Here is a 22,037-nt window from a genome sequence, read left to right as displayed (position 1 = left end):
TTTCGCTCCTGGACGGCCACGCCGCCGCCTACGTGCTCCTCGACGAGCCCCTCCCGGAGCTCGGCCTCCCCGAGCGCACCTTCGCCCGGTTCCGGTTCCGATACCTCAACGCGGGGCGGGCCACCGAGTTCGCCGCCCTGGCGGTGGTGGACGCGGCGATGGAGGCCCCCCGGCCCGGGGGCCTGGGGGCGGGCATGGCCGAGGTGACCCATGCGCATCGTCTACGGCGTCTCGGGGGAGGGGTCGGGGCACGCGGCCCGCAGCCGCGAGGTGCTGCGCCACCTGCGGGCCCGGGGCCACGACCTGTGGGTGGTGAGCTACGGCCGGGGGTGCCGGGAGCTCGGGGGGGAGTTCCGGGTGTTCGAGACCGAGGGGCTTCACTTCGCCACGGCAGACAACCGGGTCTCGAAGGTGCGCACGGTATGGGAGAACCTGGCCCAGGTCCCCGAGGGGCGCCGCCGGCTCCAGGCGCTGGCGTCCGAGGTCTTCGAGGGCTGGCGGCCCGAGGCCGCCCTTGCCGACTTCGAGCCCATGACGGCCCACCTGGCGCGCCGGTACGGCCTGCCCCTCATCACGGTGGACAACCAGCACCTGCTGCGCTACGTGGGCCACCCGGTCCCCCGGCGCCTCGCGGGCGAGGCAGCCCTGGCCCGGGCCGTGGTACGGGCCATCATCCCCCGCCCCGACGCAGCCCTGGTGACCACCTTCTACTTCGGCCGGGTGCGCAACGCGCGCGCACTTCTCTTTCCACCCATCCTGCCGCGGGACGTGCGGGAGGCCGAGCCGGCTTCGGGGGACCACGTGCTCGTGTACCTGACCCGGGGTTCCGCATCGGCCTTGGCCCGACTGGCGGAGCTCCGCCGGGAGCGGTTCGTCGTGTACGGGGCCGGCCGGACCGGAGAGGAGGGCAACCTGGGTTTTCGGCCCCCGAGCCGGGAGGGCTTTCTCTCTGACCTTGTCTCCTGCAAGGCCGTGGTGGCCACCGCGGGCTTCACCCTCCTGGGGGAGGCCCTGCACCTGGGCAAGCCCTACCTCGCCCTTCCCATGAAGGGCCCGTTCGAGCAGGAGCTCAACGCCTTCCTCCTCGACGAGACGGGCCTGGGGCGAAACGGCCGCCGTCTCACCCCCGAGGTTCTTGGGGATTTTCTGTATCGCCTCCCCGAGTACCGGGAGCGCCTCGCCGCCTACCCCCGGTCCGACAACCGCGCCCTCCTGGCCCGACTCGAAGCGCTCCTCTCGGGCGCGTGAAGACGCGTCAGTCCTCGAACCCCTCGTCGATGGTCCCGGCCGTCAGAATCCGCTCGCCCCAGCGAAGGAGAGTTGGGGCATCGGCTGCCTGCACGCGGGTCCGGTACTTCCCAGGGACCGGGCCTAACTTGCGCTCGGCCTGGCGCAGGAGGAAGGCGGCTTCGCCCTGGGTCTGGACCTGCCGGCGCCCTTGCTGGAGCCCTTGTTGGAGCCCTTCTTGGTGTGCCCGTTCCACAAACCCCGCCACAAACCCCGGCAAATCCCGGGGTCAGGCCTCAACATCTGACAGTTCGGGAGGCCGAGAGGTGAAGAGGGCTGGGCGGCAGGGGTGGAGGGGCGCATGAGCAGGCCACTGTGGATCGAGGTTCCGGGGCGTTCTACCACGTGACCTCGCGGGGCAACGAGCGCAAGGACATCTACCGCAGCCGGCGGGATCGGGAGAAGCTCCTGGAGTACGTGGGATCGGCGACGGTGCGCTACGGGGCGCGCATCCACATGCATTGACCGTGGACGCTGCCGGACGTACGCGACGTACTTCAAGGGTCCGTGGGTCCGCTAAGGTCGGAGAACCCTTCCCCGCCAGTACCCCGGCCGCCGCTTATGGTGGGCGATGGCGACGATGAGGATGAAGCGATGGTCTTCTCGGTACACCACGCTGAACGGGAAGGTCTTCAGCAGGAGGCGCCGAGTCCCCTTTCGGTACGGCGACCCGATGCTTGGGGAGGCGGCCGCCAACCCGACGGCTTGGTGCGCCTCAGCGAGGAATTCGGAGCCCAGGCCGGACGACTGCTCCTCGTACCAAGCCGCTGCCTCCGACAGTTCCTCGCTTGCCTCGTGCAGGAAGAAGAAGGTTCTCACCCCCGCAGCCGCGCACGAGCCTTGGCGAAGACCTCTTCGCCGGGAATCGCCTGGACCTGGCCGCGGTCGTGCTCATCGAGCCGGCGCTCGACCTCAGCTGCCCATGCCTGCTCCACCTCGCTGTCTTCATCGAGGCTTTCGAGCAGTCGCTGTGCAAGGCGGGCACGATCGCACCGGGGAAGCGTCAGGGCAGCGGCCTCGAGTTCCTGGGGTGCCAGCGGCATGGGGATGTTCTCCTCTCGTGCAAGCGCATGCGGCCTTCAACATAGCAGTGAACACCGGCGGTTTCCACCGGCAAGCATGGAGCGTTGCGGCCAGCCGTGTAGGGTGCGGCGCGACGCACCAAGGCGATGGGATCGGCGGTGGGGCGCGGGCGTGCGCTCCTCAACACGGATGGGATTGGGGCCGGTTCATGGCTTGCGGTGCGGCGGTTTCGCCGACACACCCGGCTACGGCTTGGAGACGAGTCGAATTTCGAGCTCGCATCCGAGAGCTTCGGCGTATCGCCGCAGCGTCGAGAGCGACGGAGCATGCTTGCGACTCGTCAGCGACGATTCGATCCGCGCCAGGGAGGACTGCTTCATGCCCATCCGCACGGCGACCTGCTCTTGGGAGAGCCCCGCCTTGTGGCGCGCCTCGAGGAGTACGTCGAGGGCAGCGAATTCCTCTTCGGTTGCCTCGTATGCGCTGCGAAACGCGGGATCTTCGAGTCTTTCGGCCACGAATTGTCCTGCGTCGAAGGGCACGGGGTCGTCTCGGTCGGTTGCCATCTTTCACCCCCTCCCCGGCGCCCGCCGAAACCTCCAGGGTACGCTCTTCCAGGGCTCGGGCACCGAGTTGAGCCCCACCCGGGGGCCCGTGATGATCTGGGCGTCGGGCACGGGCGCCCCCTCCTCCACGAAGAGCTCGGCCCCGGGGGCGCAGAGGTCGGCGCCGTCGAGAGTTCCGCTGATGCCCAGGGCCTGGCAGAGCTTGGCGGGGCCGTCGGCCAGGGCCCGGTCCGGGGGGCCAGGCCGCCCCGGTCGGGCGCGCCGCCGCCCCATCTCCTCCACCCCCTCCTCCGGGGCGATGGCCCGGATCAGCACGGCGCCGGGATGCCCGTCGGTCTCGGTGACGGCATTGAGCATCCAGTGCATCCCGTAGGTGAAGTAGACGTAGGCGTGGCCGGGGGGGCCCCACATGGTGTCGTTGCGCGCCGTGCGGCCCGCCTTGGCGTGACACCCCAGGTCCTCGGTCCCCACGTAGGCCTCGGTCTCGACGATCGTCCCCGAGAGGCGGGTCCCTCCCGCCAAGCGCACGAGCCTCGTGCCCAGGAGGTCCCGGGCCACGGCCAGCGCCGGGCGGGCGAAGAACGCCCTCCCGAGCCGGCGCGTCACTCCCCGTCCTCCCCCCGGCCCCCGGCGGCCGCGAGCACGTGCTTCTTCACCGTTCTTCGGTCGAGGCCCGTGCGGCGGGCCACCTCCTCGTAGGTGCCCCAGCGGCCGTGGAGGAGCGCGCAGTAGCCCTGGAGGAGCTCCCGGGCGTCCAGGGTCCCCCCGTCGATCCCCTCCAGGAGCCGGGCGCGCAGGTCATCGGTCGCGGCCCCCGCCTCCCCCCGGTAGGAGCCGGTGAGGAGCACCCGGCGCACGGCCTGCTCGAGCTCCCGCACGTTACCGGGCCAGGGGTACGCGGGGAGCAGATCCCGGGCCAGGGCTTCTTCCACCGCGGCGGCGATCTCGGGCTCCTCCCCCCCCAGGGCCCGGGCGGCGAGGTGGGCCACCAGGAGGCCGAGCTCCCGGGGGTCCTCGGCCAGCCGCCGGCGAAGCGGCGGCACCACCACCACGTCGGAGCACAGGCGGTAGTAGAGGTCGTCCCGGAATCGCCCGTCCCGGCGCAGGCCGTCGAGCGGGCGGTTGGTGGCGGCGATCACCCGACCCCGGAAGCGCAGGCGCTCGTGGCTGCCGACCGGGGAGAAGGTGCGCTCCTGGAGGACCTGGAGGAGCTTGATCTGCACCGGCACCGAGACGTCGCCCACCTCGTCGAGGAAGATGGCCCCGTGGGGGGTGCAGCGGGCGAAGACCCCCTGGTGGTGGTCCACCGCCCCCGTGAAGGCCCCCTTGCGGTGGCCGAAGAGCTCCGACTCGATGAGGGACTCGGGGAACTGGGAAAGGTTCAAGGCGATGAAGTTCCGGGCGAAGCTTTCGGAAAAGCACCCCATGCGCTCGTCGAAGGGGATGAAGCCGGAGCGCCCGATGGCGGCCGCGGCGCTCCCCTTGCCCGTGCCGGTCTCCCCCAGGAGCAGCGTGGAGAAGTCCTCCATCCGGTCCCAGAGGCGCCGGCCGTACCACCCGGTGTCGGCGGTGAACACGTCGTTCCAGAGATGCCGGCGCAGCTCCCCCATGGAGGCGCACCGGCCCACCAGGCTCCGGTCGATGAAGTAGAAGGCGCGCCGGAGCTGGTAGAAGAAGGCGAAGGTGCGGCGGGCTTCGGGGGCCGCAATGCCCCGGCGGGTGAGGAGCCCCAGGGCGTCCCGGGCAAAGGGCACGGCGCAGGGGGTCTCGCCCCCGGCGAGTTGGTCGCGGATGAGGCCGTCCAGGTCCGCCACGTGTCGGTGGAAGGCGTCGAAGAGGACCGCCGCCTCCACCAGGGGACCGTCCTCGGCCCCGAAGGCGCCCGGGCGCAGGGGCCCCTTCTCCTCCAGCGCCGCCACCCGCTCCCCTACCGTCCGGACGGCCCGGGCCAGCACGGCCTCCGGCGGCCCCTCCCCCACCCACCCGGCGATGGCCCGGTCGAGCTCTTCGCGCTCCCGGCTGAAGGGGTTCACGAAGGCCGCCCGGGAGACCAGGCGGAAGAAGTCGCGGTCGGGAGCCGTCAGGGGTGCCATGCACGCAATGTACGGGCGCCCTGCACCAGATGTCAACGGAGGAGGCCGAGGCGCTCTCCCCGTGCGGCGCGAAAGTGCAGCGCCGGCGCGCCGTTGCGGTCCTCGCCGACGGGGGGCACGCCCCTTGCGATGGGGAGGAGGCAACCCCAACCCGCAGCAAAGGAGGGTGCCATGCAAAGCCCCGAGAGAGACCGACGCACACCGTCCACCCCACCCCGAAGGCACCGGTCCCCGTTTTGCTGGTGGGCCGGGGCCCTCACGGTCCTGGCCCTGCAGATGGGCGCCGCGGCCACTAGCCCCGCCCGGGCCGCGGGCCTCCTGGTCGCCGACGGCGGCTTCGGCGGCGTGCTGGAGATCGTGGACCACGAGGTCTCGGTCACGGTGAACAACGGGGTCGCGGTGACCACGGTAAACCAGATCTTCCGCAACACCGAGCGCCGGCAGGTGGAGGCCCTGTACACCTTCCCCGTGCCCCGGGGGGCCTCGGTCTCGAACTTCAGCATGTGGATCAACGGCGTGGAGATGGTCGGCGAGGTGCTCGAGAAGGAGCGCGCCCGCCAGATCTACGAGAGCTACAAGCAGACCCGCCGCGACCCCGGCCTGCTGGAGCAGGTGGACTACCGGACCTTCGAGATGCGGGTCTTCCCCATCGGTCCCCAGGCCGAACAGCGCATCCAGATCACCTACTACCAGGAGCTCGACGCGGACCACGACTGGGCCACCTACGTCTACCCCCTTGCCACCGCGACCCGGTCCGGGGCCGACGCCCGCACCTCGGGGCGCTTCGCCTTGACCCTGGACGCCAAGTCCCCGGTGCCCATCGTCGCTCTGGAGAGCCCCAGCCACGGGGCCGAGGTGGTGGCGGCGCGGCACTCGGAGCACTTCTGGCAGGCGAGCCTGGAGCGGGTGGCCGGCACGAACCTGGACCGGGACGTGGTGGTGGCCTACCGGCTGGCGCGCCCCCGCACGGGGATCGACCTCCTCGCCCACCGGGAGGGGCCGGCCGACGGCACCTTCTGCCTCACCCTCACGGCCGGGGAGGACGCCGCGGCCCTGGACGAGGGCATGGACTATGTCTTCCTGCTGGACGTCTCCGGGAGCATGGGGGACGGGGGCAAGCTCCTGCTCTCCAAGGACTCGGTGGGGGCGTTCCTCCGGGAGCTGGGAGAGAAGGACCGCTTCGAGCTCCTGGCCTTCAACGTGCAGCCGGCGACCCTCTTCAACCGGCTCGAGGCCGCCGGGCCCGCGAGCCTCGCCCGGGCCGAGGCGTTCCTGGCCGGCCAGCAGGCCCGGGGCGGCACGGTGCTCAACCCTGCCCTCACCACGGCCTACAAGTACCGGGACGCCGACCGGACCCTCAACGTGGTGGTCCTGAGCGACGGGCTCACCGAGCAGCGCGAGCGCACCGCCCTGGCCGAGCTCATCCGCACCCGGCCGGGCAACACCCGGGTCTTCTGCATCGGCGTCGGAAACGACGTGAACCGCCCCCTCCTCGAACAGCTCGCCCGGGACTCCGGGGGGCTGGCGGCCTTTCTCTCCCCCGGGGACGACTTCGCCCGCCAGGCCCGGGCCTTCCGCCGCAAGCTCCAGCACCCCGTGGCCACGGGGCTGGCGCTCGCGTTCGAGGGGGTCGAGGTGACCGATCTCGAGCCCCCGGTGCTCCCCAGCCTCTACCACGGGGCTCCGGTGCGGGTGTACGGCCGCTACCCCAAGGGCGGCTCCCCCCGGGTGACGCTCACCGGCGAGATCCGCGGCGTCCGGCTGGAGCGCTCCGCGACCCTGGAGCTCCCGGGGGAAGAGCGGGACAACCCCGAGCTGGAGCGCATGTGGGCCTGGCACCGCATCGACCGCCTGCTTCGCGAGGCCGACCGCGGCGGGTCGCGTCAGGCGGTAGTGGACGAGGTGGTGCGCCTGGGGGAGGCCCACTCCATCGCCACCGAGTACACGAGCTTCATCGTGCTGGAAGACGACGCCGAGTACCGGCGCTGGAAGATCGAGCGGAAGAACGCCCTCCTGGTGGAGCGCGACCGCAAGGCCCAGGAGCGGCTCCGGGCGGGTCTCGACGCCATCCGGGAACGGGCCGTGGCGGGCCTGGGCCCCGAGGCCGCAAAGCAGGCCGCGCCTTCCCAGCCGGCCCCCGCCGTCGCCGCCGCCCCCCCCACCGCCGCCCCCGCCCCCTCTCCGGAGGCCCGGCGCCGCTCCGGCTTCGACATCGGCATCGGCTCGGGTCCGGTCGGGCCCCTCTTCGTCGGGCTCGCCGCGTGGCTCGCCCGCCGCCGGAAGAAGGAGCGCGGGTAGAAGCGGCCTTGGCCGCGAAGGATCGCCAGCATGAAACCGTCCCTCCGGCCCGCGCCGGAGGGGCAGGAGGTTCGAGAAGATGACGACCTCAGCTGCCTCCCCCGCCGCCCCTGCCCGGCAACTCCCTCGCGCCCCGGCGCGCCCCGGCGGTCCCGCCGCCGAGCTCTGGGCCTTCGGCCTCCTGGCGCTGGCGGCAAGCCTGCCGGTGTTCTGGGGGGCCGTGGCGGAGGCCCTGGTCTTCCTGCCCGTCCGGGTCGCCGAGGGGCAGTGGTGGCGGCTGCTCACCCACCCCTTCGCCCACGTGAGCTGGTACCACCTTCTCCTCGACGGAGCGGGGTTCCTCCTCCTCTACGCCGGCCTGCGGGAGCCGGGCCGGGCGGGGCGGCTCGTCTACGTGCTCGGCGCGTGGGCGGGGAGCATGCTCCTGCCGCTCGCGCTCTCACCCGACCTCTACGCCGTGGGCCTGTGCGGGCTCTCGGGCACGGCCCACGGCCTCCTGGCCGTCTCGGGGGCCGAGGGGCTCGCCTCCCGGGACACAGGGGACCGGCGCACCGGGGCGCTCTGCCTGGGGCTCGTGGTCGCCAAGTCCGCCTGGGAGCTCGCCGCCGGCCGGGCCTTCCTCTCGGCGCTCCACTTCGGCCTCATGGGGGTGCCGGTGGTGGCGTGCCACCTGGGAGGGGTGCTCGGGGGCCTGGGGGCCTTCGGGGCGCTCCGGGTGGTTCGCCGGTTCCGTGATCGTGCTGGGGAAGAGCAGTCTCACGCAAGGCAGACTCGAACGGGCGGGCGAACCTCCGCGGGAGCCCAGCGATGAGCGGCACGGCAAGAGAAGGCGCGAGGAGGCCCGGGGGAGCGGCGTGGCCGGAGCGCCTCGCAGCGGCGGCGGCCGGGGCGGTGGGCCTGGGGGCTGCGGGGCACTTCCTGGCCCAGTGCGCGCGGGCCGTGGGCGACGCGCTCCGCCTGGGCGCCCCCGACGCGGTGCGGCTCGTCCACGCCCTCCTGGGGTCCCTGTGAGCGCGGCCCCGGCTCCGGTCATCGACCTCCACTGCCATGCCGCGGGCATCGGCGCCGGGGGGAGCGGCTGCCGCGTCTCGGACCGGCTGCGCCGGAGCCCCCGGTTCCGCGTCTACCTGCGGGCCTACGGGGTGACCGAGGAGGAACTGCGGCGGGAGGGGGACGCCCTGGTGATCTCCCGCCTCGCCCAGCGCCTGGCCGCATCCCGAGAGGTTTCGGGGGCGGTGGTGCTGGCGCTGGACGGCGCCGTGGACGCGTGGGGCAGGCTGGACGAGACCGCCACAGAGGTCTACGTGCCCGACCGGTTCGTGGCAGAAGAGACCGCGCGCTGCCCCAACCTCTTCTTCGGGGCGAGCGTGAACCCCCTGCGGCGCGACGCCCTGGAGCGCCTGGACGAGGCGGCGGCCCGGGGTGCGGTGCTCGTGAAGTGGCTTCCCCCGATCCAGGGCATCGACCCGGCCGACCCCCGCCACGCCGCCTTCTACCGGCGCCTGGCGGAACTGGGCCTGCCGCTCCTCAGCCATACGGGAACCGAGCGCTCCTTCACCCGCTCCCGAGACGACCTGGGCGATCCCGAGCGCCTGCGGCTCCCCCTGAGGCTGGGCGTGACCGTCGTCGCCGCCCACGGCGCCGCTGCGGGCAGCACGGACCGGCACCCCAACTTCCGCCGACTCGCGGCGCTGGCCCGGGAGCACCCCAACCTGTGGGCCGACGTCTCGAGCCTCACCCAGGTCAACCACCCCGGCGCCCTGGCTCGGCTCCTGGGGGAGCCTGCCTTCCGGGGCCGCCTCCTCTACGGCACCGACATGCCGCTCATCGCCACCTCCCTCGTCACCCCCTGGTTCTTCGCCCCCAGGCTCGGGCTTGCAAAGGCTCGGGAGCTCGCCCGCATCCCCAACCCCTGGGACCGCGACGTCGCCCTCAAGCGCGCCCTGGGCGTTCCCCAAGTCGTCTTCGAGGCTCCGGCGCGCCTGCTCCCACTCCCCTGACCCGGCGTCAGCCCCTTGCGGCCCTTGCGGCGGCGGGAGTAGGGGCTACCCTCCGTGCCGTGGGTGTCCCAACGGTTCCGCGGCCGACGCCGCGGGAAAGGGTGCGGGCCATGATCTCGTTGGACGTGAACGGAACGGTGCACCGGCTGGAAGTGGATCCCGAGACCCCGCTCCTGTGGGTGGTGCGGGAGCGCCTGGGCCTTACCGGGACCAAGTACGGGTGCGGCATCGAGGAGTGCGGGGCCTGCACCATGCACGTGGACGGGATGGCTACCAAGACCTGCCAGCTTCCGGCGGGCTCCGTGCAGGGCAAGAAGATCCTTACGATCGAGGGCCTGCCCGAGGACCACCCGGTGAAGCGGGCCTGGATCGCCGAGGAGGTGCCCCAGTGCGGGTACTGCCAGCCGGGCATGGTCATGGCCGCGGCGGCGCTCCTCGCGGCCCACCCGCGGCCCACCCCGGCCGAGGTCGACCGGGCGATGGATGCCAACCTCTGCCGGTGCGGCACGTACCCCCGGATCCGCAGGGCGATCCGGCGGGCGGCGGAAAGGAGCTGACCGTGGCGGCCATCGTAAAGCTCGGACGCAGGGACTTCCTCAAGGCGGGGGCGCTCCTGGGCGGCGGCCTGGTGCTGGGCGTGTACCTGCCCTCGGGCGGGGCCCGCGGGGCCGAGGAGGCGGCAAAGGCCGCGCCGCCGGATCCCAATGCCTGGACCCGCATCGGCGCCGACGACTTCGTCACGGTGGTGGTGCACCACTCCGAGATGGGGCAGGGGGTCTGTACCTCGCTTCCCATGCTGGTGGCCGAGGAGCTCGAGGTGGAGTGGTCTCGGGTGCGGTTCGAGGCCGCGCCCGTGGCCGCGGTGTACAACCACTTCTGGTGGGGCATGCAGGGCACGGGAGGCAGCACCAGCATCCCCTCTTCGTGGGAGCCCCTGCGCCGAGTCGGGGCCGCGGCCCGGACCATGCTGGTCTCGGCGGCCGCTGCCCAGTGGGGCGTGCCTGCCGCCGAGTGCCGCGCCGAGGGCGGCCGCGTGCGGCACCCGGCCTCGGGCCGCGAGGCCCGCTACGGCGCCCTCGCGGAAGAGGCGTCGCGGCTGCCCGTGCCCGCCGACGTGGCGCTCAAGGATCCCAAGGATTTCCGGCTCATCGGCAAGCCCCTGCCCCGCCTCGACACGCCGGCAAAGGTGGGCGGCACGGCCGTGTTCGGCATCGACGCGGTGCAGCCCGGCATGCTCACCGCCGTGGTGGTGCGGCCTCCCACGTTCGGGGGCAAGGTCCGCAGCCTGGAGGCCGAGGGGGCCCGGGCGATTCCCGGGGTGAGGCTCGTGGCCCCAGTGCCGAGCGGGGTCGCGGTGGTGGCAGAGGGCTTCCACGCCGCCCTCGCGGGCCGGGACGCCCTGCGGGTCGAGTGGGAGCCGGGCCCGGAGGCCGAGCTGTCCTCAGAGGGCCTGCGGCAGCGCTACGCCGGGCTCGCCCGCGCGCCGGGAGCCGTGTCCCGGAAGTCTGGCGAGCCGGCCGAGGCGCTGGCCAGGGGCGCGGTGAAGCTGGAGGCCGAGTACGAGGTCCCCTTCCTGGCCCATGCCACCATGGAGCCCTTGAATTGCGCCGTGGACCTGCGGGCCGACCGTTGCGAGATCTGGACCGGCACCCAGTTCCAGACCGCCGACCGCAACGCCGCCGCTGCCGCGGCGGGCCTGCCCCCGGAGAGCGTGCGCCTGCACACGCTCCTCCTGGGCGGGGGCTTTGGCCGGCGCGCAAACCCCGCCTCGGACTTCGTCGTGGAGGCCGTGCACGTGGCCAAGGCCGCCCAGGCCCCCGTCAAGGTCGTCTGGACGCGGGAGGACGACACCCGGGGCGGCTACTTCCGGCCCTTCTGGTACGACCGGCTCTCCGCCGCCCTGGACGCCGAGGGTCGGCCCGTGGCCTGGCACCACCGGATCGTGGGGCAGTCGATCCTGGCCGGCACGCCCTTCGAGGCGCATATGGTCAAGGGCGGGGTGGACGAGACCTCGGTGGAGGGCGCCGCCGACCTGCCCTACGCCATCCCCAACGTGCTGGTGGAACTGCACAGCCCCCGGCTTCCGGTACCGGTTCTCTGGTGGCGCTCGGTGGGCCACTCCCACACCGCCTTCGTGGTGGAGTGCTTCCTCGACGAGCTGGCCGCGGCGGCCGGCAAAGACCCCTACGAGTTTCGCCGGGCCCTCCTGGCCGACCATCCCCGCCATCGGGGGGTGCTGGAGCTCGCGGCCGAGCGCGCCGGGTGGGGCGCCCCGCCCGCCCCGGGCCGGAGCCGGGGCATTGCCGTGCACAAGTCCTTCGGGAGCTACGTGGCCCAGGTGGCCGAGGTGAGCGTGGATGGGCAGGGGCGGATTCGGGTGCACCGCGTGGTGTGTGCCGTGGACTGCGGGCACGTGGTCAACCCCGACACCGTGGCCGCCCAGATGGAGGGCGGGATCGTCTTCGGGCTCTCCGCGGCGCTCCACGGGGAGATCACCTTCGACCAGGGCCGGGTGCGGCAGGCGAACTTCGACGACTACCCCCTGGTGCGCTTCTCCGGCTCCCCCGACGTGGAGGTCCACCTGGTGCCGAGCCGGGAGCCCCCGAGCGGCGTGGGGGAGCCGGGGGTGCCCCCCATCGCCCCGGCGGTGGCCAACGCCGTGTTCGCCGCCACCGGCAAGCGCCTGCGGCGCCTGCCCCTGACCCCGCAGCGCGTGCGGGAAGCCCAGCCGGGGTAGGGCGGGCCCGCGTCACGCCCAGGGCTGGATCTGCGTGCCGCGGAAACGGCGAGGTCAGGGATTTCCCGAGGAGGCCCGCCGACGTCCTGGCCGATAGGCCGTCCAGCCGCCGTGCCGCCCAGCTGCCCCGCCGCCGCCCAGCATCACCCCGAGGGAAATCCTGGGTGGTTCGGGCGGCTGCCGAGGCTTACCCGGGGCTTCTGGCGGGGTGGGCGCGAAGGAGACGCAGGAGTTCCTGGGAGAGGCGGTCGAGCGAGTAGGGTTTGACCACCGCCCCGGCGAAGCCTGCGGCGCGGTGCTCCGCCACCGCCGGGTCGTTGGAGTAGCCGCTCGAGACGATCAGGAGGGCCTGGGGGTCGATCGCGAGGAGTTGCGCCGCCGTTTCCTTTCCCCCCATGCCCCCCGGCACCGTCAGGTCGAGGAGGACGGCATCGAAGGGGGTGCCCGCCTCCCGGGCCTGCCGGTAGGCGTCGACCGCGGCGGCGCCGTCCGGGCAGGCCAGCGCCGTGTAGCCCAGGGCTTCGAGCATGCCCGTCGCCAGCTCCCGGATCATCTCCTCGTCGTCCATCACCAGAACCCGCCCTCTGCTTTGGCAGGGCGCGGGGTGCTCGGGCGGCGCGGCGGCCGGCCTGTGGCATTCCTCTCCGGCGGCGGGGAGATGGACCACGAAAACCGTCTCTTCGCCGGGGGACGACGAGACCCGGACGTCTCCCCCGTGGCGCCGGACGATGGAGTAGACGGAGCTCAAACCCAGGCCGGTGCCGCCGGGTTTGGTGGTGAAGTAGGGGTCGAAGACCCGGCCGATGACGTCGGGCGGGATGCCGGTGCCGGTGTCCCGGACCTCGATGCGCACGTAGCGGCCGGGCGGGAGGGGCCCCGCCCGCGGGGTGTCGAGGCAGACGTTGCTCCCCCGCACGGTCACCGTGCCGCCCGAGGGCATGGCCTGCTTCGCGTTCAGGAGCAGATTGTGGAGGACCTGGCTGAGCTGGCCCTCGTCGGCGTGGAGGCGCCACAGGTCGGGGGGGAGTTCCGTGAGGCCCCTCACGTTCGAGCCCCCCAGTGCAAAGGAAACCGCTTCCTCCACCAGGGCGGCGGCCTCCACGATCTTCCGGACCGGCGCGCCGCCCCGGGCAAAGGTGAGGAGCTGCCGGGTGAGGTCGGCGGCGCGCACGGCGGCCTTCTCGCACTCCCCGAGCCGTCGCGAGGCGGAGTGCTCCCCTCCCACCAGGACCCGAGCCAGGGAGAGATTGCCGAGGATTCCGGTGAGGATGTTGTTGAAGTCGTGGGCGAGGCCTCCGGCAAGGACCCCGAGGGACTCGAGCCGCTGGGCCTTGAAGAGATCTTCCCTGAGGCGGGCCTGCTCGGTCACGTCCACGGCGATGGAGAGCAGGCGCGGCGCGCCGTCCACGGTGATGACTTCGCCGCTGTAGAGGCAGTGGACGCGGCGCCCGTCCTTGGCGGTGAGGGCGAGCTCCAGGTCCGTCACCCGGCCCCGTTCCCGCAACTGCGCCACGAGCCGCTGCCGGTCCGGGGGCGCGATCCATCCGAGCTCCACCGAGGTGTGGCCCACGGCCTCTTCCCGGGAAAAGCCCGAGACCTCGCAGAAGGTGTCGTTGACCTCCAGGTAGCGGCCGTCTTCCAGGGCGCTCATGGCGATGAGGACCGGCGCGCGGTTGAAGGCCTTGGCGAACTTCTCCTCGCTGGCGCGCAGCACGTCTTCGGCCTGTTTGCGTTCGCTCATGTCCCGGATGACGGTCTGGAAGGTACCGTCGGGCATCATCCGGGTGTTCATCTCGATGGGCACCGTGGAGCCGTCCTTGCGGGTGAGCAAGCGCTCGCTGCGCACCGTCTTCCCCTCCCGCAGGAGGTCGTAGCGCAGGGGCACTCGCTGCCGCTCCTCCTCGGAGAAGAGGCCCGCGATGCTCTCGAGCTGCATGAGCTCTTCGGCCCCGTAGCCGGTGAGGGCCGTGGCGCTCAGGTTGGCGCCGATGATTCTTCCATTGGGATCGCCGTGCAGGATGGCGTCGGCGGCCAGGGCGATGAGGCCGCGGTAGCGCTCCTGGCTCGCCCGCAGGGCCTCTTCCGCCTGCTTGCGCTCGGTGATGTCCGCGATGACCCCCACGAGGGAGACGAGGTTGCCCTCGGCGTCCACGTGCCGGCGCCCGGTGAGATACCCCCAGAAGTCGGTCCCGTCGGCCCTTACGTAACGGCGCTCGATGGAGACGTGGTCGAGCTCGCCGGCGATGAGGCGGCGCATGCGGGCGTCGCCGGGCTCCCGCTCGGAAGGGTGGACGTGGGAGGGGTAGGTCGATCCGATGAACTGCTCCAGTGGCCACCCGAACATCTGGGCGGCGCGCCGGTTGGCGAAGGTGATCGCGCCGCCCGCATCCACCAGGAGGATGGCCGCCCGGGAGGTGTCGAAGATGACGCGCAGCCGTTCCTCCCGCTCCCGCAGCTCCCGCTCGGTGCGCCGCTCCTCGGTCACGTCCCGGGCCAGGGCGCTCACGTACTCGAGCCCGTCCCAGGTGCAGTGCCGGACCGTTACCTCCAGCAGCGCCCTCCGGCCCTCTGCCCCCGCTCCCTGCCGCTCGGCCTCGAAGGTCAGGCTTCCCCTGGCCTGGAGCCGCGCCCACGTCTCGGGGTGCCGCCGGGAGGGAAAGCCCGGGTAGAGGTCCGCGGCGTTCAGGGCCGCGACCTCCTGCGGGAACCGCCCCCACGCCTCCCAGGCAGCCCGGTTCGCGTAGAGGAGCCTGCCGTCGGCATCGGCCCACCAGAGGGGGGCCGGGAGGGAGTCGAGAGCGGACCAGGCCACCCCGGGCAAGGCGGTGGGTACAGCGGCGTTGGCGGTGGCCGACTTCGGGTCGTCCATGGCGTTCACTCGGGTCCTTGCGGCGGCCGGAGAGCCGGTCTGGCTCCCGTGGGTCTCGAGGAGGTTCTCCTGTCCAGATTGCGCGACCATGCCCCTTAACGGCCCTTGGGTGTACGTTCTGCACGGTCGGGTACGCCGGCAGCGAAACTTCTCTGCTTCGCTTTCCCGAGTGGCACTCGACATCGGAGGAGGATCCGGGTCAGATGCTCCCCAGGAGCACCACGAAGACCACGCCGGCGATGAGGGAGAAGATGGTGCTGTGGCTGCTGAGCTTGAAGCAGGAGGCGGGGATGAGCTCGTCGGCCGAGATGTAGACCATGACCCCGGCGGTGGCCGCGATCAGGAACCCCACGAACTCCGGCGGGATCGCCTGGTAGAGGGCGCGGCCCAGCAGGTAGCCGGCCACGATGGGCAGGGCGGTGGAGGCGCTCACCAGGAAGGCCTTGAACCGCTTCCCGGTGACGTGGAAGTAGGGCGCCGAGGTGCAGATGCCCTCGGGCACGTTGTGGATGCCGATGGCCACGGCGATGACGTAGGTGAGCCGGGAGTCGGACACCGAGCCCACCGCGATGGCCATGCCCTCGGGGAAGTTGTGGAGGAAGATCCCCAGGAGCAGGTAGACGGCGGTCTTGTTGAGGTTTCGGCCCTGCTCCTGCCCACAGAGCTCCGGGTGGAGGTGGGGCAGGAGCTTGTCCAGGCCGAACATGGCCACCGCCCCGGTCCCGATGCCCAGGGCGCACAGGGGCACGGAGCAGAACGTGAGGCTCTCGGGGATGAGCTCCAGAAACGAGATGGCGAGCATCACCCCGGCGGCGAAGCTCATCATGTTGTAGAGGAAGCGCTCACTCGGGACGCGCAGCACCCCGATCAGGGAGCCCAGGACGGGCCCCAGCACCGAGATGGAGATGACGGGGAGCAGGGGGTCCATGGACGCTCAGGCCCGGGCGTGAGACGTGAAGCGCGGGGCGGGCGCAGACCGGGGGAGGATGGGGCGAACGAAGGGACGTTCGCCCGTCCGTCCCGTGGCCCCAGCCCCCGCCTCACCGCGCGACAACATTTTCGCTTCGAAACATGCTACGGAAGCAGCTGCGCCCCGGGCCCCGCCCGGTACCGGAAGGTCTGGGTCCCTTGACCCGTGAACGTGACACCCTCCACCCGCAGGGTGAAGTCGTAATCGCCGGACTGCTGGGGAATGGCCGCTCCCCGGGTCTGGAGGGTGCTGAACTCCCGGGTGACCCGGTCGAAGAGCTGGGCGGAGGCGTCGCTCGACGGGTTCACGAGCAGTTGCCCTCCCCCGGCCTGGGCAATCTTTCCCAGGTTGTCCAGATCCCCCGGTCGAAACTCGGAGCCCAGGGCGAGCACGTGCACCGTGAGCCGCGGGTGGGCCCGGATGGCGTCGAGGGCGCCGTCGAGAGTCGTGGTCGGCCACCCGAAGCGCTCGTAGGCGGCGTTGGTCGAGGTCGTCTCGGTCGAGGGGGGGACGCGAGCGCTGGGTTCGACGGCGCTCATACTGTTGTCGAACCCGCTCAGGTTGTCGGCCCCGTCGGAGAGGATCACCAGGATGTGCTGGTCCCGGGCGCCCGCGGCCGTGCCGGCCTCGTGGGCGTCGGCCATCTCCCGGGCCATGAACTGCACGGCGGCGTAGAGCTTGGTCGCGGCTTCGAGGAGCGGGTCGGGGATGGCGGAGAGGTCGGCAGGGTTCCAGGTGCCCTGGCGGTGGAAGAGCACGTCGTTGAACCAGCAAACGTCCCAGGCAAACGTGCCGGGCCGGTCCTGCCAGAGGTCGCGTCCATCCTGCACGCTCTTGCGCGCCGCCTCCTTCATGGGGCCGAAGGCGGGGGGCGTGTGCCGGAGCATGGAGCCGCTGGCGTCGAGGACCAGGGCGTAGAGGACGCTCGCGGCGAGCTCCTGGGAGCTCTCCTGGAGCACCGACTCGTTGTCCACCGGCTCGCCGTCCACCAGCATCTCCACGGCGAGATCCGAGGGCGCCAGGGGCACCCCGTCGGCCCCCCGGGCGATGAACTGCACCACCACGGTGGTCCGGCCCCTGGCCGGGTCGTAGGTCACGCTCGGCTCCCCGGCGAGCTCCACCGTCAGGGAGCCCCGGGGCGGCGGGCGGGGAGATCCGTCGTCCTCGCTCCAGTCGTCGCTTCCGCACCCCCCGGCGCCCAAGGCCAGGAGCAGGGCGAGCAGTACCGCGGGAAAGAGAACGGGCAGGGCTGCCCGCCTTCGTCCGAGCCACCGAGACATGAATGCTCCTCCGGCGCGCAGCCGCGCGCTCGTCGTCCCCCGTTTCGTGCGGGGAGTATATCCCGTCGGGGGCGTGGGCCTCTACGGGTATCGGGGGCTGCCGTCGGGGTCCGCGGGGGGCGGGGGCGGCTCTTCCCGGTCGTCGCGAGGGGCTACCGCCCCTCCTACCACCCGCACGGGGAAGGGGTCGGTGACGCTTCCCGCGTAGAGGCTGCGGTGGGGGAAGGGGATCTCGATGCCGGCCGTGTCGAAGGCTTCCTTGATGCCCGTGTGGATGGTGTTTCGCAGCTCCACGAAGTTCTGGCGCACCGCCCACACCGAGAACTGGAAGTCCAGCGAGGAGTCGCCGAACCCGAGGAAGAGGATGAGCGGCTTTGGCTCTTCGAGGCAGAGAGGGTTCCTCTCGGCCACCTCCAGGAGCACCTCCTTTACCCGGCCCACGTTCTCCTTGTAGGCCACCCCCACCTTCACGTCGAGCCGGCGGATGGGAAAGCGGGTGAGGTTGGTGATCTCGGCCTTCACCATGGTCTCGTTGGGGACCCGCACGAAGAGGTTGTCGAAGGTGCGAAGCTTCACCGAGAGCAGGTCCACCGAGAGCACCTCGCCCGTGGTGCCCCCCACCGTGATGAGGTCCCCCACCACGAAGGGCTTCTCCGCCATGAGGAAGAGGCCGCTGATGAGGTTCGACGCCGAGGTCTGGGAGGCGAAGCCCAGGGCCACCGAGAGCACGCCGGCCGCCCCCAGGAGCACCGTGAGCTCGAACCCGAGCTCGCGCAGCACCGAGATGATCACCAGGACGACCAAGCCGTAGTAGCTGATGCGCCGGGCGAGCGCGCCCTGCTGGAGGCCGAAGTAGCGGGTCACCAGGCGGCCCACGTTGCGGCTGACGAGCCGGGTGACCAGAAGCCCCAATACGAGGATGACGAGCGCGTGGAACGCCGCGACGAGGCGGCCGCTGGCCAGCCAATCGCGCAAGATGTCGAGGACCTGGTTCACGTGGCTTCCTCCCTCACCCGATCAGGGCGCTCAAGGCCCGGACCAGGAGGTTCTTGTCCGCGTCTTCCCGGGGCCCGCTCACCAGGGCGGCTCCCTGGGCCTCCGGGGGGGGCCCCTTGTCGATGCGGAGCTCCGCCGTGCCCCCGTCGCTCACCATCTCCAGGGTGACGCCCTGGGTCCACAGGGTGCCCGGGGGCGACGCGTAGACCGAGAGGAAGGGCACGGGGAGGTTCAGGCGCTCGATGAGCACCGGCTTTTCGGTGCGGTTGCGGATGCGCACCGCGGCCACGGCCCGGTGGGGACGGCGGGGCACCTCGGAGAGCTCGGTGCGGCAGGTCGTGCGGGTGTCGTAGCAGACCTCCCCCTCCCGGGTCGAGGGTCCGAACCAGGTGTCGGAGGGGCGGTAGACCGGCACCTCGAGGAGCGTTCGCCCTCCTGAGCCCACCCGCACCCAGATCGGGGTGCTGATGTAGAGCCGGACCTCCTCGCCCGCCAGCACGTAGAAGGGGGTGTCGGGGCGCGACACCACCGCCCGGTCGGGGAGCGCCGGTTCCAGGGCCAGGGCGCCATTTGTGTGCTTCATGCCGTAGCGCGTCGCGGTGAGGTCCTTGCTCGGGATGGCCTCTCGACACGGGACCTCGACGCTCACGGCGTCGTCGAAGGGATCGTTGGTGCTCCCGTGTGCCAGGCGCCACTCGCCCGTGCGGCGCTGCGCCCACAGGGTGAGGGCTCCGATGCGCCAGCGGCCGGTCTGGCCGTCCTCCAGGGTATATTCGCCCCACCAGGGTTTGGGGGCAGCGGGGTTCTTCGTCATGGCGGACTCTGCCGTAGGGTGAGGGGGTAGGCGCGGGAGTGTCGACTCTTATGCAACAGGAGGCGCCCCGAAGTAAACCCCGCGGAGCGTCGGCGCCGGCTCTGGCTTCGGACCGGGCCGGCGCGTATCATCCACGCCCTTTGGAAGAGGTGGCGGGGGAGGGGAGGTGCGGGGTGCTCGGGACGGTGGTGAACACGGGGGCCGTGGTGGCGGGGAGCCTGGTGGGTGTGTGCGCGGGGCGGCGGATGCCCGAGCGCTTCCAGTCCATCCTCATGCAGGCCCTGGGGGTCTCGGTCCTCTTCGTCGGGATGCAGATGGCGCTGTCGGGCGGCCGCCCTCTCCTCTCCATCGGGTGCCTCCTCCTGGGGGCGGTCACCGGCGAGGCGCTGCGGATCGAGCAGGGGCTCACGCGCCTGGGGGGCTGGCTGCGGCGGCGGGTGGGGTCCGAGTCGGGGACCTTCGTCCAGGGGTTCGTCTCGGCGTCGATCCTGTACTGCACCGGCGCCATGATGATCGTGGGGTCGATCCAGGACGGGACCGTGGGCGACCCCTCGACCCTCTACGTCAAGTCGCTCCTCGACGGGGTCGCGTCGGTGGCGCTCGGGTCCTCCCTGGGGATCGGCGTCGCGTTTTCCGCCGGCTCTGTACTCCTGGCCCAGGGCACGGTGACCCTGCTGGCGTCCCAGCTCGCCTTCCTCCAGCGGCCCGAGGTCCTCGATGCGGTCTCGGGCACGGGCGGGCTCCTCATCCTGGGCATCGGCATCAACCTGCTGGGTCTCGCCGCCATCCGCACGGGCAACCTCATGCCCGCCCTCTTCTACGCCATCGCCGCGGCGCTGTGGGTGTGAGTTCCGGCCTCAGCCCAGGACCACCCGGAGGCGCTCGCTTCCCGCCACGTTCGACCGCAGCGCCAGGGCCTGCTCGGGGTCGACGCCCACGTCCCGGGGGTCCAGGACCCGCTCGATGCTCCGGGCGCAGGGCTTGTCCCCCGCCTCGCCGGTCTCCCGGAGGTCCCGGTCCACCGGGTAGGGCAGGGGGCGCCCGTCTGAGTTCTTCATCACCCGCACCCAGGGGCGCAGCAACTGGTCGCGGTTCTGGCGCACGACCACGCCCGTCTCGCCCGTGTCGAGGCGCACCGCCGAGCCCACCGGGTAGATCCCAAGGCACTGGATGAACTTGCGCACATAGATGGGGTGCAGCAGCGAGCCCGCCCACTCGTACGCGCGCTTGAGGGCGTGGCCGGGAGTCACGCCCCGGCGGTAGGCGCGCTCCGTGGTCATGGCGTCGTACACGTCGGCGATGGCTGCGATGAGGCCGAACTTGCCCGCCGCGAGCCCGGCGAGCCCGCGCGGGTACCCGCTTCCGTCGTAGCGCTCGTGATGATTGAGGGCCACCAGGGAGCACTCGTCGGGGATCGTCGGGCACCGCAGCATCAGGTCGGCTCCGTGGGCCGCGTGGGTCTTCATCAGCTCGAACTCCCTGGGGTGGAGGGCGCCCTTCTTCTTCACGAGCTCCGGCGGCAGGCGCACCTTTCCCAGGTCGTGGAGGATGGCCCCGATTCCCAGCCGCAGGAGCTCCTCGTGGAGGATGCCCAGGTGAGCCCCCAGGTGAATGGCCAGGACGCCGACGTTGAGGCAGTGGTGCAGGGTGTAGTCGTCGAAGCTCTTGATCCGCGAAAGGCTCAGCAAGGCGTCGCGGTTGCGGAACGCCGACTCGATCATCTTCGTCACCGACTGGCGGGCCTGCTCCCCGTCGGGAACCTTGCCCAGGCGAACGTCCGCGAAGGCCTTCTGCACAGAAGCCCGCGCTTCTTCGTACACTTCCCTTGCCTTGCGTAGCTCTTCCTCGAAGGGGATCTCCTCTTCCTGCCGGGTGGGTGACCCCGTGGCCGGCTCGGCGACCTCCGCCAGCTCCTCCTTGAGGCGCTGCCGCAACACCTGGTCGGCTTCCTCCGGATGGTACGCCTTGGAGCTGTCCCTTCCCCGGGCGGTGTCGATGTAGACTTCGTCGATTGCCTGGTCGAGCACGATCTGGATGTCGCGCGGGCTGCGCAGGGTCTTGCGGTTGGTGAGAAAGGGGTGCTGGAGCCAGGGCGAGTTGAAGTCGGTCACGAACATGCCGACTTCCAGGTCTTGGCTGCGAATCTTCTTGATCACGGGGTTCCCCCGAGCCCGGACCCGCCGGGCGCGTCGTGCGGTGCCGGCGCCAGTTCTACGGATCGGCACGAAGGAGGGCGGGCTCAAGGGGAGGCTCGGACGAGGGCGAACGGGGAACGCGGAGTGAGGAGTGAGGAGTGAAAGGCCGGCGGCGTCCCCCCACGTCGAGGGCAGCGGCGGCCCACGATCCGCCACCTCGGTGGCAAGCGGGTTCCGGGAGCCCTTGCGCTCCGCCCCGCAATCCGCGATGTTCGGAGGCAGCGTAGCCGAGGGAGCCGGGGCGCCGAGCCCCCCGCTTTCGGCCTCGCTGCTGAGGTTCGGTCGAGGCGGTACGGGGCCCTGACCAATGGCCAGGACTCCCGGAACCCGCCCCAAGAATTTGGTGTTGGAATTTGGTGGCCGCGCCGATAGAGCAATGGGGGCAGGAGGAAATTCGTGCAGGTCCTGGTGGTGGACGACAGCGCCCTGGTGCGCCGAATGGTGCGCGCCACTCTCGAAGGGGCGGGACTCGTCTGCCACGAGGCGGCCGACGGCCTCGAGGCCGTACGCCTGGCGCTGCGAAACGTCTACGTCCTCGTGGTCACCGACATCCAGATGCCGAACCTCGACGGGCTGAAGTTCATCCAGCGCTTCCGTGCCAGCCGGAAGAGCAGCGGGGTCCCGATCCTGGTTCTCTCCTCCCAGCGAGACCACGCCACGGTGCTCCGCGCCCGGGCGCTGGGCGTGCAGGGGTTCGTGCTCAAGCCCGTGGAGCCCGAAGAGCTCCTGGAGCGGGTTCGGGCGGCCCTGGCCCACCCCCCCGAGTGACCTCGCTGCGGGCAGACGCAAGACAAGGGCCCGGCTCCTGGGAGCCGGGCCCTTGCTTCGCGGTACAGCGCGACGGCGCTCAGCCTTTGATGATGCGTGGGAGGATCATCTGGTGGTGGGCGCAGATGGACCTGGGGTTCT

22 protein-coding genes are annotated in these 22,037 nt (G+C 71.7%); 10 read left to right on the top strand and 12 right to left on the bottom strand.

All coding sequences use genetic code 11. The features are described 5' to 3' along the window. The first annotated feature begins 210 nt into the window (after positions 1-210). Positions 211-1,248 (top strand): glycosyltransferase family protein, encoded by a 1,038-nt coding sequence (locus tag AB1578_03280; protein ID MEW6486921.1) that lies wholly within the window; start codon positions 211-213, stop codon positions 1,246-1,248. 7 nt (positions 1,249-1,255) lie between these two features. Here the strand turns inward: AB1578_03280 and AB1578_03275 are convergent, their stop codons facing one another. Then, complete coding sequence (locus AB1578_03275; GenBank protein ID MEW6486920.1) at positions 1,256-1,483, bottom strand: hypothetical protein; 228 nt, start codon at positions 1,481-1,483, stop codon at positions 1,256-1,258. A gap of 119 nt (positions 1,484-1,602) precedes the next feature. Between AB1578_03275 and AB1578_03270 the strand changes: the two genes are divergently transcribed. Further along, on the top strand, positions 1,603-1,752 hold the full coding sequence (locus AB1578_03270) for a hypothetical protein (protein ID MEW6486919.1): 150 nt from the start codon (positions 1,603-1,605) through the stop codon (positions 1,750-1,752). Positions 1,753-1,803: 51 nt separating this feature from the next. On the opposite strand, the gene AB1578_03265 is transcribed toward AB1578_03270, so the two are convergent. From AB1578_03265 to AB1578_03245, 5 genes are all read right to left on the bottom strand, one after another. Next, positions 1,804-2,106, bottom strand: coding sequence for a type II toxin-antitoxin system RelE/ParE family toxin (locus AB1578_03265; GenBank protein ID MEW6486918.1), 303 nt, complete (start codon positions 2,104-2,106; stop codon positions 1,804-1,806). Further along, positions 2,103-2,330 (bottom strand): addiction module protein, encoded by a 228-nt coding sequence (locus AB1578_03260; GenBank protein ID MEW6486917.1) that lies wholly within the window; start codon positions 2,328-2,330, stop codon positions 2,103-2,105. The genes AB1578_03265 and AB1578_03260 overlap by 4 nt, the downstream gene beginning before the upstream one ends. Positions 2,331-2,555: 225 nt before the next feature. Beyond that, positions 2,556-2,876 (bottom strand): helix-turn-helix transcriptional regulator, encoded by a 321-nt coding sequence (locus AB1578_03255; GenBank protein ID MEW6486916.1) that lies wholly within the window; start codon positions 2,874-2,876, stop codon positions 2,556-2,558. A 3-nt stretch (positions 2,877-2,879) separates the two neighbouring features. Beyond that, complete coding sequence (locus tag AB1578_03250; GenBank protein ID MEW6486915.1) at positions 2,880-3,482, bottom strand: DNA-3-methyladenine glycosylase; 603 nt, start codon at positions 3,480-3,482, stop codon at positions 2,880-2,882. Continuing rightward, a complete protein-coding gene (locus AB1578_03245) occupies positions 3,479-4,969 on the bottom strand; it encodes a sigma 54-interacting transcriptional regulator (GenBank protein MEW6486914.1) in 1,491 nt (496 codons plus the stop codon). The genes AB1578_03250 and AB1578_03245 overlap by 4 nt, the downstream gene beginning before the upstream one ends. Before the next feature lie 171 nt (positions 4,970-5,140). On the opposite strand from AB1578_03245, the gene AB1578_03240 reads away from it, so the two are divergent. From AB1578_03240 to AB1578_03215, 6 genes are all read left to right on the top strand, one after another. Then, the gene (locus AB1578_03240; GenBank protein ID MEW6486913.1) at positions 5,141-7,267 is read left to right on the top strand and encodes a VIT and VWA domain-containing protein; all 2,127 of its coding nucleotides are present in this window, start codon (positions 5,141-5,143) and stop codon (positions 7,265-7,267) included. Between the two features lie 79 nt (positions 7,268-7,346). After that, the gene (gene rrtA / locus AB1578_03235; protein ID MEW6486912.1) at positions 7,347-8,078 is read left to right on the top strand and encodes a rhombosortase; all 732 of its coding nucleotides are present in this window, start codon (positions 7,347-7,349) and stop codon (positions 8,076-8,078) included. Beyond that, positions 8,075-8,278, top strand: a complete 204-nt coding sequence (locus AB1578_03230; GenBank protein MEW6486911.1) for a hypothetical protein — start codon at positions 8,075-8,077, stop codon at positions 8,276-8,278. Before rrtA ends, AB1578_03230 begins: the two co-directional genes overlap by 4 nt. Continuing rightward, the gene (locus tag AB1578_03225; GenBank protein ID MEW6486910.1) at positions 8,275-9,267 is read left to right on the top strand and encodes an amidohydrolase family protein; all 993 of its coding nucleotides are present in this window, start codon (positions 8,275-8,277) and stop codon (positions 9,265-9,267) included. Before AB1578_03230 ends, AB1578_03225 begins: the two co-directional genes overlap by 4 nt. A gap of 110 nt (positions 9,268-9,377) precedes the next feature. Beyond that, positions 9,378-9,824, top strand: coding sequence for a (2Fe-2S)-binding protein (locus AB1578_03220; protein ID MEW6486909.1), 447 nt, complete (start codon positions 9,378-9,380; stop codon positions 9,822-9,824). Between the two features lie 2 nt (positions 9,825-9,826). Continuing rightward, complete coding sequence (locus tag AB1578_03215) at positions 9,827-12,004, top strand: xanthine dehydrogenase family protein molybdopterin-binding subunit (protein ID MEW6486908.1); 2,178 nt, start codon at positions 9,827-9,829, stop codon at positions 12,002-12,004. A 187-nt stretch (positions 12,005-12,191) separates the two neighbouring features. Here AB1578_03215 and AB1578_03210 read toward each other — a convergent pair whose 3' ends face one another. From AB1578_03210 to AB1578_03190, 5 genes are all read right to left on the bottom strand, one after another. Next, positions 12,192-14,873, bottom strand: coding sequence for a PAS domain S-box protein (locus tag AB1578_03210; protein ID MEW6486907.1), 2,682 nt, complete (start codon positions 14,871-14,873; stop codon positions 12,192-12,194). A 199-nt stretch (positions 14,874-15,072) separates the two neighbouring features. Then, positions 15,073-15,801 (bottom strand): ZIP family metal transporter, encoded by a 729-nt coding sequence (locus AB1578_03205; GenBank protein ID MEW6486906.1) that lies wholly within the window; start codon positions 15,799-15,801, stop codon positions 15,073-15,075. A gap of 146 nt (positions 15,802-15,947) precedes the next feature. Further along, positions 15,948-17,123 carry a hypothetical protein gene (locus AB1578_03200; protein MEW6486905.1) on the bottom strand — a complete coding sequence of 392 codons (1,176 nt, stop codon included), beginning with the start codon at positions 17,121-17,123 and terminating at the stop codon, positions 15,948-15,950. Positions 17,124-17,204: 81 nt separating this feature from the next. Then, positions 17,205-18,119 carry a mechanosensitive ion channel family protein gene (locus AB1578_03195; GenBank protein ID MEW6486904.1) on the bottom strand — a complete coding sequence of 305 codons (915 nt, stop codon included), beginning with the start codon at positions 18,117-18,119 and terminating at the stop codon, positions 17,205-17,207. Between the two features lie 13 nt (positions 18,120-18,132). After that, positions 18,133-18,933, bottom strand: coding sequence for a hypothetical protein (locus tag AB1578_03190; protein MEW6486903.1), 801 nt, complete (start codon positions 18,931-18,933; stop codon positions 18,133-18,135). Positions 18,934-19,106: 173 nt separating this feature from the next. Between AB1578_03190 and AB1578_03185 the strand changes: the two genes are divergently transcribed. Next, entirely contained in the window at positions 19,107-19,781 is a 675-nt protein-coding gene (locus tag AB1578_03185; protein MEW6486902.1) for a DUF554 domain-containing protein, read from the top strand. 9 nt (positions 19,782-19,790) lie between these two features. Here the strand turns inward: AB1578_03185 and AB1578_03180 are convergent, their stop codons facing one another. Further along, entirely contained in the window at positions 19,791-21,089 is a 1,299-nt protein-coding gene (locus tag AB1578_03180; GenBank protein MEW6486901.1) for an HD-GYP domain-containing protein, read from the bottom strand. A gap of 435 nt (positions 21,090-21,524) precedes the next feature. Here AB1578_03180 and AB1578_03175 point away from each other — a divergent pair, with 435 nt between their 5' ends. Further along, on the top strand, positions 21,525-21,896 hold the full coding sequence (locus tag AB1578_03175; GenBank protein MEW6486900.1) for a response regulator: 372 nt from the start codon (positions 21,525-21,527) through the stop codon (positions 21,894-21,896). The last annotated feature ends 141 nt before the right edge of the window (positions 21,897-22,037 follow it).

It is taken from the genome of Thermodesulfobacteriota bacterium (assembly GCA_040756475.1).
Taxonomy (GTDB): domain Bacteria; phylum Desulfobacterota; class Deferrisomatia; order Deferrisomatales; family JACRMM01; genus JBFLZB01.
The sequence above is the reverse complement of the archived record's forward strand: the minus strand, read 5'-3'. Positions and strand labels throughout refer to the sequence as shown.

What these genes read in the sequence shown, in the direction of transcription:
- AB1578_03280 (MEW6486921.1), top strand. Translation starts at nt 211, where the DNA reads ATGCGCATCGTCTACGGCGTCTCGGGGGAGGGGTCGGGGCACGCGGCC.
- AB1578_03240 (MEW6486913.1), top strand. Translation starts at nt 5,141, where the DNA reads ATGCAAAGCCCCGAGAGAGACCGACGCACACCGTCCACCCCACCCCGA.
- AB1578_03230 (MEW6486911.1), top strand. Translation starts at nt 8,075, where the DNA reads ATGAGCGGCACGGCAAGAGAAGGCGCGAGGAGGCCCGGGGGAGCGGCG.
- AB1578_03220 (MEW6486909.1), top strand. Translation starts at nt 9,378, where the DNA reads ATGATCTCGTTGGACGTGAACGGAACGGTGCACCGGCTGGAAGTGGAT.
- AB1578_03200 (MEW6486905.1), bottom strand. Translation starts at nt 17,123, where the DNA reads ATGTCTCGGTGGCTCGGACGAAGGCGGGCAGCCCTGCCCGTTCTCTTT.
- AB1578_03210 (MEW6486907.1), bottom strand. Translation starts at nt 14,873, where the DNA reads ATGGACGACCCGAAGTCGGCCACCGCCAACGCCGCTGTACCCACCGCC.
- AB1578_03260 (MEW6486917.1), bottom strand. Translation starts at nt 2,330, where the DNA reads ATGCCGCTGGCACCCCAGGAACTCGAGGCCGCTGCCCTGACGCTTCCC.
- AB1578_03245 (MEW6486914.1), bottom strand. Translation starts at nt 4,969, where the DNA reads ATGGCACCCCTGACGGCTCCCGACCGCGACTTCTTCCGCCTGGTCTCC.
- AB1578_03205 (MEW6486906.1), bottom strand. Translation starts at nt 15,801, where the DNA reads ATGGACCCCCTGCTCCCCGTCATCTCCATCTCGGTGCTGGGGCCCGTC.
- AB1578_03255 (MEW6486916.1), bottom strand. Translation starts at nt 2,876, where the DNA reads ATGGCAACCGACCGAGACGACCCCGTGCCCTTCGACGCAGGACAATTC.
- rrtA (MEW6486912.1), top strand. Translation starts at nt 7,347, where the DNA reads ATGACGACCTCAGCTGCCTCCCCCGCCGCCCCTGCCCGGCAACTCCCT.
- AB1578_03190 (MEW6486903.1), bottom strand. Translation starts at nt 18,933, where the DNA reads ATGACGAAGAACCCCGCTGCCCCCAAACCCTGGTGGGGCGAATATACC.